This window comes from Granulicella arctica (assembly GCF_025685605.1).
In the GTDB taxonomy this organism is placed as follows: Bacteria; Acidobacteriota; Terriglobia; order Terriglobales; family Acidobacteriaceae; genus Edaphobacter; species Edaphobacter arcticus.
Map to the genome: position 1 here is coordinate 3,646,193 of NZ_JAGTUT010000001.1, position 12,841 is coordinate 3,659,033.

At 57.8% G+C, this 12,841-nt stretch carries 13 protein-coding genes; 11 read left to right on the forward strand and 2 right to left on the reverse strand.

Features of this window, described 5'->3' with window-relative positions; translation table 11 throughout:
- Window positions 1-69 precede the first annotated feature (69 nt).
- From hpf to OHL20_RS15585, 7 genes are all read left to right on the forward strand, one after another.
- On the forward strand, window positions 70-720 hold the full coding sequence (gene hpf / locus OHL20_RS15555; protein ID WP_263384093.1) for a ribosome hibernation-promoting factor, HPF/YfiA family: 651 nt from the start codon (window positions 70-72) through the stop codon (window positions 718-720).
- 76 nt (window positions 721-796) lie between these two features.
- A complete protein-coding gene (gene rapZ, locus OHL20_RS15560; RefSeq protein ID WP_263384094.1) occupies window positions 797-1,747 on the forward strand; it encodes an RNase adapter RapZ in 951 nt (316 codons plus the stop codon).
- Window positions 1,748-1,828: 81 nt separating this feature from the next.
- The gene (locus OHL20_RS15565) at window positions 1,829-3,691 is read left to right on the forward strand and encodes an ABC transporter ATP-binding protein (RefSeq protein ID WP_263384095.1); all 1,863 of its coding nucleotides are present in this window, start codon (window positions 1,829-1,831) and stop codon (window positions 3,689-3,691) included.
- On the forward strand, window positions 3,688-4,614 hold the full coding sequence (locus OHL20_RS15570) for a YicC/YloC family endoribonuclease (protein WP_263384096.1): 927 nt from the start codon (window positions 3,688-3,690) through the stop codon (window positions 4,612-4,614). Before OHL20_RS15565 ends, OHL20_RS15570 begins: the two co-directional genes overlap by 4 nt.
- Window positions 4,615-4,650: 36 nt before the next feature.
- On the forward strand, window positions 4,651-5,313 hold the full coding sequence (gene gmk, locus OHL20_RS15575) for a guanylate kinase (protein ID WP_263384097.1): 663 nt from the start codon (window positions 4,651-4,653) through the stop codon (window positions 5,311-5,313).
- A gap of 57 nt (window positions 5,314-5,370) precedes the next feature.
- The gene (rpoZ, locus tag OHL20_RS15580; protein WP_263384098.1) at window positions 5,371-5,583 is read left to right on the forward strand and encodes a DNA-directed RNA polymerase subunit omega; all 213 of its coding nucleotides are present in this window, start codon (window positions 5,371-5,373) and stop codon (window positions 5,581-5,583) included.
- Between the two features lie 27 nt (window positions 5,584-5,610).
- Window positions 5,611-6,489, forward strand: a complete 879-nt coding sequence (locus tag OHL20_RS15585) for a uracil-DNA glycosylase (protein WP_263384099.1) — start codon at window positions 5,611-5,613, stop codon at window positions 6,487-6,489.
- Between the two features lie 3 nt (window positions 6,490-6,492).
- Here the strand turns inward: OHL20_RS15585 and OHL20_RS15590 are convergent, their stop codons facing one another.
- Window positions 6,493-7,356, reverse strand: a complete 864-nt coding sequence (locus OHL20_RS15590; RefSeq protein ID WP_263384100.1) for an energy transducer TonB — start codon at window positions 7,354-7,356, stop codon at window positions 6,493-6,495.
- Between the two features lie 77 nt (window positions 7,357-7,433).
- On the opposite strand from OHL20_RS15590, the gene priA reads away from it, so the two are divergent.
- Window positions 7,434-9,917, forward strand: a complete 2,484-nt coding sequence (gene priA / locus OHL20_RS15595; protein ID WP_263384101.1) for a replication restart helicase PriA — start codon at window positions 7,434-7,436, stop codon at window positions 9,915-9,917.
- 21 nt (window positions 9,918-9,938) lie between these two features.
- Here priA and OHL20_RS15600 read toward each other — a convergent pair whose 3' ends face one another.
- Window positions 9,939-10,232, reverse strand: a complete 294-nt coding sequence (locus OHL20_RS15600) for an HU family DNA-binding protein (protein WP_263384102.1) — start codon at window positions 10,230-10,232, stop codon at window positions 9,939-9,941.
- A 152-nt stretch (window positions 10,233-10,384) separates the two neighbouring features.
- On the opposite strand from OHL20_RS15600, the gene dcd reads away from it, so the two are divergent.
- The 3 genes from dcd (at window position 10,385) to OHL20_RS15615 (ending at window position 12,733) form a co-directional block, all read left to right on the forward strand.
- Window positions 10,385-10,939 (forward strand): dCTP deaminase, encoded by a 555-nt coding sequence (dcd, locus tag OHL20_RS15605; protein ID WP_263384103.1) that lies wholly within the window; start codon window positions 10,385-10,387, stop codon window positions 10,937-10,939.
- A gap of 87 nt (window positions 10,940-11,026) precedes the next feature.
- The gene (locus OHL20_RS15610) at window positions 11,027-11,671 is read left to right on the forward strand and encodes a response regulator transcription factor (RefSeq protein ID WP_263384104.1); all 645 of its coding nucleotides are present in this window, start codon (window positions 11,027-11,029) and stop codon (window positions 11,669-11,671) included.
- Between the two features lie 363 nt (window positions 11,672-12,034).
- Window positions 12,035-12,733 carry a lipid-binding SYLF domain-containing protein gene (locus OHL20_RS15615; protein ID WP_263384105.1) on the forward strand — a complete coding sequence of 233 codons (699 nt, stop codon included), beginning with the start codon at window positions 12,035-12,037 and terminating at the stop codon, window positions 12,731-12,733.
- Window positions 12,734-12,841: the final 108 nt, after the last annotated feature.

Here is a 12,841-nt window from a genome sequence, read left to right on the forward strand (position 1 = left end):
CGTGCAGGATCGCTATACTCGACGTGCAACTCGTCTAACAAGGGTGTAGAACTTGTACCGAGGTGAACGATGAACGTTGAGTACACCGGTCGACAGATCACCATTAACAAGAAGCTAAAGGCCCAGGCGGAAGAAGGACTCGCCCGGATTGCGAAGGTCGTAGGAAGAGCAGCAAGCGCTCACGTCATATTGAGCGAAGACAAGTACCGGATGGTTGCTGAGGTGTCCGTAGTCACGGGTGGACACACCCTGGTGGCGACCTGTAAATCGGCTGAGATGGCGACATCTCTGCATGATGCGTTGGCGAAGGTCGAGCAGCAGGCGATCCGTCACAAGCAGAAGTTCACGACGCTGAAACGCCATCCAAACAAGAATGGAAAGCCGGACAAGAACGACACCAACGTGGCTGCGGGCGAGGCTGACGTGCCCGTGGCTCCATTGAAGCGGGCTGTTGCGAAGAAGGTGGCAGCCAAGGCGAGTGCGGCTCGCAAGGCGGTGTCGATGGTGGTTCATTCTTTCCCATCGAAGATGCCGGTGGTGGAGCCGCACGTGGTGCGCTCGATCGACAGTGCGGCGATGCGGCCGATGTCGTTTGAGGAGGCGGTGAAGGAGGCGGCGTTTCGAGACCGCGATGTCTTCGTGTTTCGCGATCATGCGGGGCAGGTGCTGATCCTGCATCGGAAGCGCGATGGCAAGGTGGAGCTCATCGAAGTTCCGTAGAAGACGCGACCTGTCTCCCAGCGAGACAGGTCGTTCTCTTTAGGGCGCGTGTTCTTCCGGATGCTAGGATTTGCTCATGGCACGTAAGCAGACCGCGAAGAAGGTAGCAGCTGTGTCCAAGAAGAAGCCAGCCGCGCCGAAGAAGACTGCAGCGTTGTTGAAGGATGCGCCGCCGGTTGGCGAGTTGGTTATCCTGACGGGCATGTCCGGGTCGGGTAAGGCTTCGGCTTTGAAGGCATTTGAGGACCTCGGCTACTACTCGGTTGATAACCTTCCACTGGAGTTGGTGCCGCGCTTTGCGGACCTGGTGCGGCAGTCCTCCGAGATCGAGCGTGCTGCGCTGGTAGTCGATGTGCGCGAGGGTATTCGGCTTGACGAGTTTCCAGAGATCCTGAAGAGTGTTCGGAAGGTGCTGCCGACGCGCGTGGTTTTTCTTGAGGCGGATGAGGATGTGCTGGTACGGCGCTTCTCGGAGACGCGGCGGCCGCATCCGATGGGGCGCGGGGAGACGGTCGTCAAGTCGATCAGGGCGGAGCGGAAGCGGCTTGATCCGGTTCGCAATGTTGCCGATATTCTGCTGGATACGACGCGGTTCAATGTTCATGAACTTCGAGCCCACATCAGCGCACAGTTTGAGCGGGGAGAGAGCGATCGGAATTTGACGATCTCTTCGACCAGCTTCGGGTTCAAGAATGGTGTGCCTGCCGATGCGGACCTGGTGTTCGATGTGCGTTTTCTGCCGAATCCCCACTTCGTGCCAGAGTTCCGCAAGCTGACAGGGCGGCATCCGAAGGTGGCGAAATATGTCAGGCAGTTTCCGCAGACGCAGGAGTTTCTGGATAAGACGACGGATATGCTGAATTTCCTCTTGCCGCACTACATCAAGGAAGGGAAGAGCTATTTGACGGTGGCGTTTGGATGCACCGGGGGTCAGCACCGGTCGGTATTTATTGCTGAGGAGATGAAGAAGCGGCTTGCCACGGGTGGGTATCGGGTGAAGACGGCCCATCGAGATATGCCGCGCTAAGTTCGGGACACCAGTGTAATCGTAGAATGAGTTCATGCCCAGTAAGTTGAGCGTCGAGTTAGCGAGAGGGAGCTGCCAGGGATGAAGCGTATCTGGCGATTGCTGCTCTACGTTCGACCGTATGCGCTCTATTCGTTGATCTCGGTCGTTCTGATGGCGATTGTAGGGGCGATGGCGGCGTTTCGCATCCTGCTGGTCAAGCCGATCTTCGATAACGTGTTAAAGCCTGACATGCCGCCGGGACCGGTGCTTGTGTATTCGGTGCCGCACACGCACTTCATCATCAACCTGCAGGCGTTCATTCCGAGCTATTTCCATAATGCGTGGAATGTCGTGGCGATTGCGCTGGTAGGGTCTGCGCTGCTGAAGTCGGTCTGCGACTATGCGGGAACGTACCTTGTGAATCGTGCCGGTTTCGGCATGATTACGGATCTGCGGAACGATCTTTATGACGCGGTGTTGCGGCGCTCTGTTGCGTTCTTTCAAAAGAACTCTACGGGGACGCTTCTCTCGACGCTGATCAACGATATCGAGCGGGTCCAGACTGCGATGTCGAGCGTGTTGGGAGACTTTCTGCAGCAGTTGTTTACGCTGATTTTTACTGCGATTGCGGTGGTGATTGTAGGTGGCAAGCTGGCCTGGGTGCTGCTGCTGTTTGTGCCGGTGGTGATCTCTTCTGCACGGCGCATCGGGCGGAGCGTGCGGGTGACGACGCGGCGGGGGCAGGATAAGCTGGCGGAGATCCAGAACATTCTGCACGAGACGATTACGGGCAACGGCATCGTCAAGGCCTTCGGGATGGAAGTCTGGGAGATGCGGCGGTTTCGCCGGGCTGCGAGCCGGTTGCTTCATGCGAATCTCAAGTCTGTGAGCGTGCAGGCGATCAGTTCACCGCTGATGGATCTGATTGCCTCGTGTGCGATTGCGCTGCTGCTATATCTTGGGCGCATTCGGATTCAACATCATGAGATGACGGCGGGTTCGTTCATCACGTTCCTGATTGCGGTGTTTACGCTGTACGATCCGGTGCGGAAGTTCGCGGCGTTCTACAACAGCTTCCAGCAGGCTCTGGGTGCGAGTGAAGACATCTTCAAATTTATGGACGCGCAGGATGATGTGCGCGAGAAGAAACGGGCTTTCGTTCTGAAGGGATTTTCGGAGTCGATTCGGTTTGAGGATGTTGGCTTTGCTTATTCGACGGATGAGGGGACGAAGCAGGTACTGAGTCATATCGATCTGGATGTGAAGCGTGGCGAAGTCATTGCGTTCGTCGGGCCGAGTGGCGCTGGCAAGTCGACCCTGGTGAACCTGCTGCCGCGCTTCTTTGATGTGAATGAGGGGCGGATCAAGATCGACGGGCATGACCTGCGTGATGTGACGATTGCGAGTCTGCGGGAGCAGATCGGCAAGGTGACGCAAGAGACGATTCTGTTCAACGATACGGTGCGCAACAATATCGCCTATGGGCAGCCGGATGTGCCGCTCTCGCGGGTGCAGGAGGCGGCTACGATGGCGCTTGCGCATGAGTTCATCATGCGGATGCCGGATGGATACGATACGCATATCGGCGAAAAGGGTGTGCGGCTGTCGGGGGGCGAGCGGCAGCGGCTTGCGATTGCGCGAGCGATCCTCAAGAATGCGCCGATCCTGGTGCTCGATGAGGCTACGTCGGCGCTGGATACGGAGAGTGAACACTTCGTGCAGGTGGCACTGGCGAACCTGATGCAGGGGCGGACAGTGTTCGTGATTGCGCACCGGCTCTCGACGGTACGGCGGGCGACGCGGATCGTGGTGATTGAAGAGGGACGCATCGTGGAGATGGGAACGCACGACGAGCTGCTGGATCAATCCGGAAGCTATCGTCGGCTTTACGATATGCAGTTCGCTACGAATGATCTTGCCTATGCGGGTGCTGTTCCCGCGGAACTGGAGGGTATGGCGTGAGTGCTGTTTATTCCATGACTGGCTTTGCGACGATGAGCGGTTCGGTCGGTCCTGATGACGGGGCCGCGCAGCCGCTTGCCTTTACGCTGACGCTGAAGAGTGTCAATCATCGCTTCCTTGATCTATCGCTGCGGCTGCCGCACAATTGCGATCTGCTGGAAGCGCCGATCCGCCGCATGGTGAAGGACGTCGTGCATCGCGGGCATGTGGACCTGACGCTGCAGCTTGTGCGTGGGGAGGCTTCGACGCAGATTCAGTTGAATCATGACCTGCTTGCTGCTCATGTGGAGGCGTTTCGGCAGGCTGCGAAGCGGTACGATTCCGCTGCGGAGCTCGATCTGAACGCGCTGCTTCGGCATCCGGGAGTGCTGCGGGCGGAGACGGCTGCGGTTGTCGAGGATGTCGCTCTATTGCAGGGCAGCGTGCTGACGCTCGTGCCTGAGGTGCTGGCTCGACTTAACGAGGTTCGCGCGCAGGAGGGTGCTTCGCTGGTCGAGGAGCTATGCGCTGCCATGATGCGGCTGAAGGCGCTGGTTGCGACGGTTTCTACGCTGCGGGAGGATGTTCGAGCGACGTATGTGGAGCGTATTCGGACCCGCATGGCGGAGCTTCTTAAGGGCATGAGTATCGGTGAGGACCGCCTGCTGGCGGAGGCTGCGCTGCTGGCGGAACGCAGTGACATCGACGAGGAATTGGTACGACTTCAGACACATATCGCGCGTTTTCTGACGCTGCTTGAGGATGGCGGCGAGTTGGGAAAACGGCTCGACTTCTTGTTGCAGGAGTTGAATCGCGAGGCGAATACGCTGCTTTCGAAGACCAGCGGAGCTACGGCGGGGAACGGGATTCGGATTACGGAGCTAGGGCTCGAAATGAAACTTGAGATCGAGAAGGCCCGTGAGCAGGTCCAGAATCTGGAGTAGGTTGCGGTTCGCAACCGGTACACTTCTATAAAAGCTATGGCAGGCATTCTCTTCATCATTTCGGCCCCATCCGGGTCAGGCAAGTCCACGCTGGTTGAGCGCCTACGCTCTCTCGTAGACGGTCTCGACTTTTCCATTTCTTACACGACGCGGGCACCTCGCGGCTCTGAGACAGATGGCCGCGAGTACCACTTTATCGATCGCCCTGAGTTCGAACGGATGATCGCGGCGGACGAGTTCCTGGAATGGGCCGAGGTCTTCGGCAACTACTACGGCACGGCGCTCGCGGCACTTGGCCATGCGCGTGACGAGGGTAAGGATCTGCTGCTCGACATCGACGTACAGGGAGCCGTTCAGGTGATGCAGAAGCTGCCGGCCGCTACGTCGATCTTTATCCTCCCGCCTAGTCCGCGGATTCTTGAGATGCGCCTGCGGAACCGCAGCGAGGCTGAGAACGTGACTTCTGAGACGGTGATCGAGCGGCGTCTTTCGCAGGCGCAGAACGAATTGAAGCAGATCTGGGACTACCAATACGCGTTGGTGAATGACGTCCTTGACGAGGCTGTGTCGGAGATGCGCGCGATTGTTCTGACGGCGCGCGGTGTACATGATGGAGTCGAGGCGGTGGCCCTAACGTGCCGCACCGATAATCCATCGATACGATTGCAGGCGGCGCTCGGCAGTTTTACTGTTCTATAAAAATTGTTAGCCATTTCTGTGGTGATGCGATAGAGTCAATACACCGAGGAAAACCTAATGACTACGCCTGAAAACCCATTTCAGAACAAGTACAGCTTGGTACGGGGTGCTGCGCGCCGTGCTCGTCAGTTGCAGTCAGGTGCTCTTCCCCTTGGCACGTCCAAGTCGATGAAGGCCTGCCGTGTTGCCCAGGACGAGATCCGCGAGGGCTTCGTCAAGTTCGTGCTGCCTGAAAAGATCGTCGAGCCGACACTCGACATCGCGCACTAAGGTCCGGCATCACGATACGATAGAGCAATGGCAGTCAGTGCAGAGCAGTTGCGGGCGTATGTCGACTACCTCCGCGACATGGGTGTCTACGATCTTTACCGGCACGGTACGCCGGTAGAGGCGGACATCGAGCTTTCTGCCCATGCTCAGGCTGCTGTACCCTCTCCACCACGCCCGGCTGCGCGTCCGCCGACACCTCCTCCTGCAGTCGTCCCAACCAAAGCCGTTGCAGCTATGCCCGTCGAGCCTGCGCGGGCAGAGCCTTTCATGCCAAAACCTGTGAGTTTCAACGAGCTTGCGCCTTTGCCTGAGCTTCGTATCGCCGCGCCGGAACGTCCGGCTGCGCTGACCGCGCTTCGGGAGGAGATTGGGGACTGCACGCGCTGCCCGCTCGCCTATGCTGGTCGCCACACGATCGTGTTCGCAAACGGTGATCCGGGCGCCCGATTGATGTTTGTCGGGGAAGGTCCGGGAGCGGATGAGGATGCGAGCGGCGAGCCGTTTGTCGGCAAGGCGGGTCAACTGCTCAACAACATGATCAATGCGATGGGCCTGCAGCGGGAAGAGGTCTATGTCGCGAACATTGTGAAGTGTCGGCCGCCAGCGAATCGGACGCCTGAACCAGTTGAGGCGAACACCTGCTCACCATTTCTGCTGCGCCAGATCGATATTGTGCAGCCGCAGGTGATCGTTGCGCTCGGCGGTACGGCAGCGATGTACCTGTTGGGCGTGAAGCAGTCGCTCGCGTCGCTGCGGGGGAGCTGGTATGAGTGTCGTGGTGCAAAGCTGGCGGTGACATATCATCCGGCGTTCCTGCTGCGGGACCCCCGCCAGAAGGGCGAGGCATGGAAGGATCTGCAGATGGTGATGAAGGAACTTGGGCTTTCGCCGAAGCGTTCTGCCTGAAGGTTAGAGCTTGTCCGCCTCATCTTCGAGCGTCTTCGCCTTCGCATTCTGATAATTTTTGCGGAGTTCAACCGCGTGGAGGCGCAGGATGCCTTTCAGTTGCGACTGCATGTCTTGCTTTAGGTACGGCGCTTTTTCCTGGTCGAGAAGTCCGCGCAGGATCTGTTCTGCGGCGAGGCAATCTGCAATACTGCGCTTTGGATCGCCTGTGCGTGATCGTGTCTCGGCACGGGTGATGTAGGCGTTGGCGGCGGCCAGAGAGCCGGGGTAGGCATCGGCTATGGTCGTGACCGCGTCTTCGCCGATGGCTGCGGCTTCTTTCTTTTTATCTTCTGCGAGGAGCGTCATGGCTACGTCGTTGAAGGCGACGGCGTGAGCGACCATGTGTCCGGTCGGCGTGAAGCGAGCGGCGATGGAGAGGGCCTGCTGGCAGACTCCGAGGGCAGTGGGATCCTTGGCTCGCTCAAGGGTCTCGCACCGCTCGTGGACGGGTTCGAAGTCCTTCTGTACGAGGTCGTCGGGGGAGGGTGGGGCTTCGTGGAGCGAGAAGTCGACCTTGGTGTTGATGACCGCCGGGATGGCTTTACCGGCGCGCATGAGCGGATGGTAGGCGGCCAGCCCATAGGCGTCGACTGCTGCCTGCCGTAGCTCTTCGGGGCCTGAGAGAGCCCTGACTGCCGTGACGCGGCCGGCTTCGGATACTTTTACCTCAAGCTCGACGATTCCCTGGATGTGCTTCTCTTTGGCAGCAGTCGGGTAAACGATGGTTGGCGGGGTAATGGGTTCATCGTTGACGACGGGTGCCTGGGAGGAGGCGAGAGGCGTGCTAAGGGCAAGGGCGATGAGCAGCAGACGTGCGGGCTTCAAGGTGGTTCCTCCAACTTTGGACAGGATACCGTAGACGTGTGAGTGGCGAATGAAGGCGGCGAGCGATACCCTGAGGTGTGCCCCTGTTTTGCGACGTCGCCCTGCCTGTCCCGCTCGACCAGACCTTCACCTATGCGGTGAACGGCGTGGTGCCGGTCGTTGGGGCGCGGGTGCTTGTCCCGTTCAGCGGGCAGCGGCTAATGGGCGTCGTGCTTCGGATTCACGAGGATGCCTTGCCGGAGGGGATCGAGGCTAAGCCGGTGCAGCAGGTGCTCGACGAGTCGGCACTGTTGCCGGACGAGTTGATGCGGCTGGCGGCCTGGATTGCGCAGTACTACGTTGCGCCGCTGGGTGAGGTGCTGCGAGGAATGATGCCGCTGGCGGCTGAGGTGAAGCGGCAGGTCTTCTACCGGATCGCTGAACAGGGCCGGAAGGTGCTGTATGAAGGGGCGGAGAGGGGCTCGTCGCGGCGGTCGCGGCTGACGCCGGAGGAACAGAATCGCGAGTATGCGGTGCTGAACTACCTGGAGTCTGGCGAGCAGGCGAAGATGTCTGCACTGCGCTCAGCGGCGCAGGCGAACAAGGCGCTGCTTGAGGGAATGGTTCGTAAAAAGTGGCTCGTGCGCGAGGCTGTTGCGGAGGAGAGAGATGCGCGGCGGCTCGAGCGCGTCGCGGTGCTCGTGCCTGAGGCGCGGCTGCCGAAGCTGAACGACAATCAGACGGCGATCCTGGCTGAGCTCGCCGCGGTGGGCGGACGAATGCGGGTCCGCGATCTGCGAGAGTTGCAGGTGCCCGATTCGACGCTCGGGACGTTGGTGAAGCGTGGCCTGGTGGCGATTGAAGAGGTGGCCGAGGCCTTCCACATGGGCGGCGTCGGGAGTGCGCAAGATAAGAAGCATGCGCATGAACACGCGCTCAACGAGGCACAGCTAGAGGCGCTTGGCACGATTGCGGCGGCAATGACTAAGGGTGGATTTCAGCCGCACCTGCTGTATGGTGTGACGGGTTCGGGTAAGACGACTGTCTACTTTGCGGCGATGCAGCGGGCGCTCGATGCGGGCCAGTCGGCGCTGCTGCTGGTGCCGGAGATTGGGTTGACCCCTGCGATGACAGGGCAGCTTGTTGCGGCGTTTGCGGGCGAGGTGGCGTTGCTGCACTCGCAGTTGACGCCGGATGAGCGGGCGGAGCAGTGGCATCGGATTCGGCGGGGAGAGGCGCGGGTCGTCGTGGGGACGCGGTCGGCGGTGTTTGCGCCGCTGGTGAACCTCGGGCTGATCATCGTCGATGAGGAGCATGACTCAAGCTACAAGCAGGAGGACATGCCTCGCTATCATGGCCGCGATGTGGCGGTGATGCGCGCCAAGTTCAACGGGGCGACGGTGGTGTTGGGGTCGGCGACGCCTTCACTTGAGAGCTGGGCGAACTCGGAGAAGGGAAGGTACAAGCGAATCGAGATGCTGACGCGGGTGGCGAATCGGCCACTGCCGCTGGTGGAGCTGGTCGATATGCGGCAGGAGTTTCAGGAGACGGGGCAGGATCAGATCTTCTGCCGACGGCTGGTTGAAGAGGTGCAGGCGACGCTCGATCGCGGTGAGCAGGCGATCATCCTGCTGAATCGGCGAGGATATTCCTTCGTGGCGATGTGTCGAAGCTGTGGCGAGAAGATCGAGTGTGAGAACTGCGCTATTTCGATGACTTATCACAAGCTGGCTTCGCGCACCGATCTGCATGCCCAGCCCGGCGAGCGACTGGAGTGCCATTATTGTGGCTTCCGGCGAGCTGTCCCGAAGACCTGCCCGAAGTGTCAGAGTGAGCACCTGTACTACATGGGCGCGGGGTCGCAGCAGGGAGAGGAGCGGCTACAGGAGATCTTTCCGAATGCAAGGATCGGACGCATGGATCGGGACACCGTGCGTGGGCGCGGAGACATGGAGCGGCTGTTGACGAGGCTGCATGGTGGCGAGATCAACCTGCTTGTGGGTACGCAGATGATCGCGAAGGGGCATGACATTCACGGCGTCACGCTGGTGGGGGTGGTAGGAGCAGACTTTGCGCTGGGCCTGCCGGATTTCCGAGCTGCGGAGCGAGTCTTTCAACTGCTGACCCAGGTCTCAGGACGGGCGGGCAGGGGCGAACTTTCGGGCAAGGTGCTGGTGCAGACCTATCATCCGGATCATTATGCGATCCAGTTTGCGGCTAAGCATGACTATCCAGGATTTGTTGCCAAGGAGATGCAGTATCGGCGGTGGATGCACTACCCGCCCTTTTCAGTTCTCGCGAACGTGCTGATCCAAAGCGACAAGCTCGAAGAGGCTACTGCCTGGTCAGCTATTTTGGGCCGATGGTTTCAGTTGGAACGACTCGAGAAGGTGAGGGTCTTAGGGCCTGCAGCGGCGCCGATTGTGCGGCTGAAACGCATCTTTCGCTACCACTTCGTGCTGAAAGCGGAAAGACGGCAGGTGCTGGGAGAGGTGCTGCGGAGGATGCTCACGCATGCAGCCTCGGAAGGGATTCCTCGACGAAGTCTGACGGTGGATGTCGATGCCGTAAACCTGATGTAGCCCAGCATTCTTTGAGCAAATCTATTCTTTTACTTCTGTTTCTTTGCCGTCGAGCAGGTGAAGTTCCTTGCCAGGCTTGAACCGGACGGCTTTGCCGGGAGCGATGCTGACCTCGGCGCCGGTGCGTGGATTCCGACCGATGCCTGTCTTGCGCGGCTTGACGACGAAGACACCAAAACCGCGAAGCTCGATTCTGTCACCTGAAATGAGACTTTGCTTCATCGTATCGAAGATCGCGTCCACTGCAGCCTCAGCCTTGGTCTTGGGCAGGCCTGTACGGTCGACAACCCTCTGAATGAGGTCCTGCTTGATCAAGTTGACGGCCTTTCTGCGCTACTATTACGAGATACATCTGCCAGCAATACTGATAGCTGTGATCTTAGAAACACTCCTGCAGAATGTCAACGAACGTATGTAACAGTTTCCGTTGCCACTACTTAGGAGAATTTTAGACGTGGTGGGACGAGATGGCAATCAAGAGTGACCGTTGGATTCGGCAACAGGCTATAGAGAAGGGCATGATCTCGCCGTTTAGCGAGAAGCAGGTGAAAGACGGAGTGATCTCCTACGGTCTTTCCTCATATGGGTATGACCTTCGCGTTTCGGACGAATTTAAGATTTTTACGAATGTAAACAGTGCGATTATTGATCCCAAGAACTTCGATGAGCGATCTTTCGTAACCGTAGTTGCGGAGAGCGTCATTGTTCCGCCAAACTCGTTCGCGCTGGCTCGTTCTGTTGAATACTTCAAGATTCCACGTGATGTATTGACGATTTGTGTTGGAAAGTCAACTTATGCACGATGTGGAATCATCGTTAATGTCACACCTTTTGAGCCCGAATGGGAAGGTTTTGTTACTTTAGAAATTTCAAATACGACACCTTTGCCCGCAAAAATCTATGCAAATGAGGGCTTATGTCAGATATTATTCTTTCAATCGGACGAAATTTGTGAAGTCAGTTACGCAGATCGTAAGGGAAAGTATCAACACCAGCAGGGGATAGTGTTGCCGAAGTTATAGTTATCCCTAGACTTCCGAGCATTAATCACAGGTACCTTCGACCGGGCCCTTTATCGCATCTGAATGTGGCAAAGGTTGACGGAGCGCATGATGCAGGAAGCAAATCAACTCGTTGGATTGGTGGCGAGCGATCCCCTACGGATCCTTGGACTACAGGTCATTCTGTCGGAACAGGCTGAGTCAAAGGTCGTCTCCCTGAGTGTTCCGGGTGCACTGCATTCGTTTGAACTCTCGTTGCTGCTGATTGACGCGGATAGTGCTCCCCAGCTTTTTGAGTTGCTCGCCACATTTCGGCGGAATCGGCCTGACTTGCGACTGATTGTGCTGGGACGCGCGAGTGATCAGGAGTTCATCCAGCGGGTGATTGGCGCGGGTGCCAAGGGCTATCTTTCGCACGACGCACGAGAGAGCGACATTCGCTTGTGCATCGAGGTGGTGCGGGACGGCTCGATCTGGGCGCCACGTAAGGTGCTTGCGCGTTTGATCGAGGCAGGCTCAAGTGTGCCTGCGGCTGCTGCCTCCACTCACTCCGAGTCGCGATTCACCGACCGCGAGGGTCAGGTACTGAATCTACTGATCGAGGGCCGTCCTAACCGTGACATCGCGATGATGCTCGGAATCGACGAAGGGACAGTCAAAGCACACATCAGCCGCTTGATGCGGAAGGTCGGTGTGGGAAATCGTACTGCATTAACGATGCACTATTTGAGCTCGAACCAGCAAACTCACTAATTCAGCCATTTATCTCTTTTTATGTTTATCAAATAGTTAACAAAATTATTACCTTTGGTAGCAGACGTGAGTACCGTTGCGGAAACTGCATGAAAGAGTCACATTAGATCAGCAACACAGACCTGGGAGAGGGGGATATAGGAGAGGCGCTGGTATCCAGTAGCCATCGTATAACCCCCATTTTTTCCCTTACCCCACCGAAAACACAACACTTAGTGCCCAGCTTCCAACGTACATGCGTGCCACTTTTATCGTCGAATCGTGCAACCAACTCTAAGGGTAGGCACGTCAGACAATTTGTGACGGTAGTAGGCGGAAGAGCGCCCTGCACCCATGTTTCAACTTATGAGAGGTTTTACTCCGATGAAAAAGATTTCAGCACTTGCATGTGTGTTCGCCTTCGCTGCTTCTTCAGTTGCGGCACATGCGGCCGACGATGCAGCAAAGCTAAGTGAGCGCTTGAGCAATGCGCAAGCTGTCGTGAAAGAAGTTATGGCGACCCCTGATAAGGGCATTCCCACCAGCATCCTTGCTGGCGCTTCCTGCGTGGTGGTGATTCCAAGCTTTAAGAAGGGTGCGTTTGTTGTGGGCGGCCAGTATGGCCAGGGTGTTGCGACGTGCCGTACTCCTAAAGGCTGGAGTGCGCCAGTGTTTGTGCAGCTGGCTGGTGGAAGTTTTGGCTTCCAGATTGGCGGGCAGTCGACCGATCTGATTCTGGTTGCGATGAATCAGAATGGTTTGTCTGACATGCTGAAGAACAAGTTCAAGATTGGTGGCGACGCTGCGGCATCGGCCGGTCCGGTTGGCCGTAACGCGCAGGCTGGTACCGACTGGAAGCTAAATGCTGAGTTCCTTACCTACTCACGCAGCAAGGGCTTGTTTGCCGGTATCGATCTCGATGGCACCGTGCTCTCGCAGAATCAGGACGATACACGCACCATCTACGGCGCGGATGTTCCGTTCGAGACGATCCTGAAGGGTAACAAGGCTACGCCGCCTGCTGCTATTCCCTTCGTTCGCACGGTTGCACACGCCTTCGTCACGTCGAAGGATGCTCAGTAGAGGTAGCCGATTGTTGTTGTGCGAAAGGAGCGGCCCTTGGGCTGCTCCTTTTGTATTGTGCGCTCCATACGCCTGAAAAGCAGTCCTTCAAAGTAGAGATAGACTAGG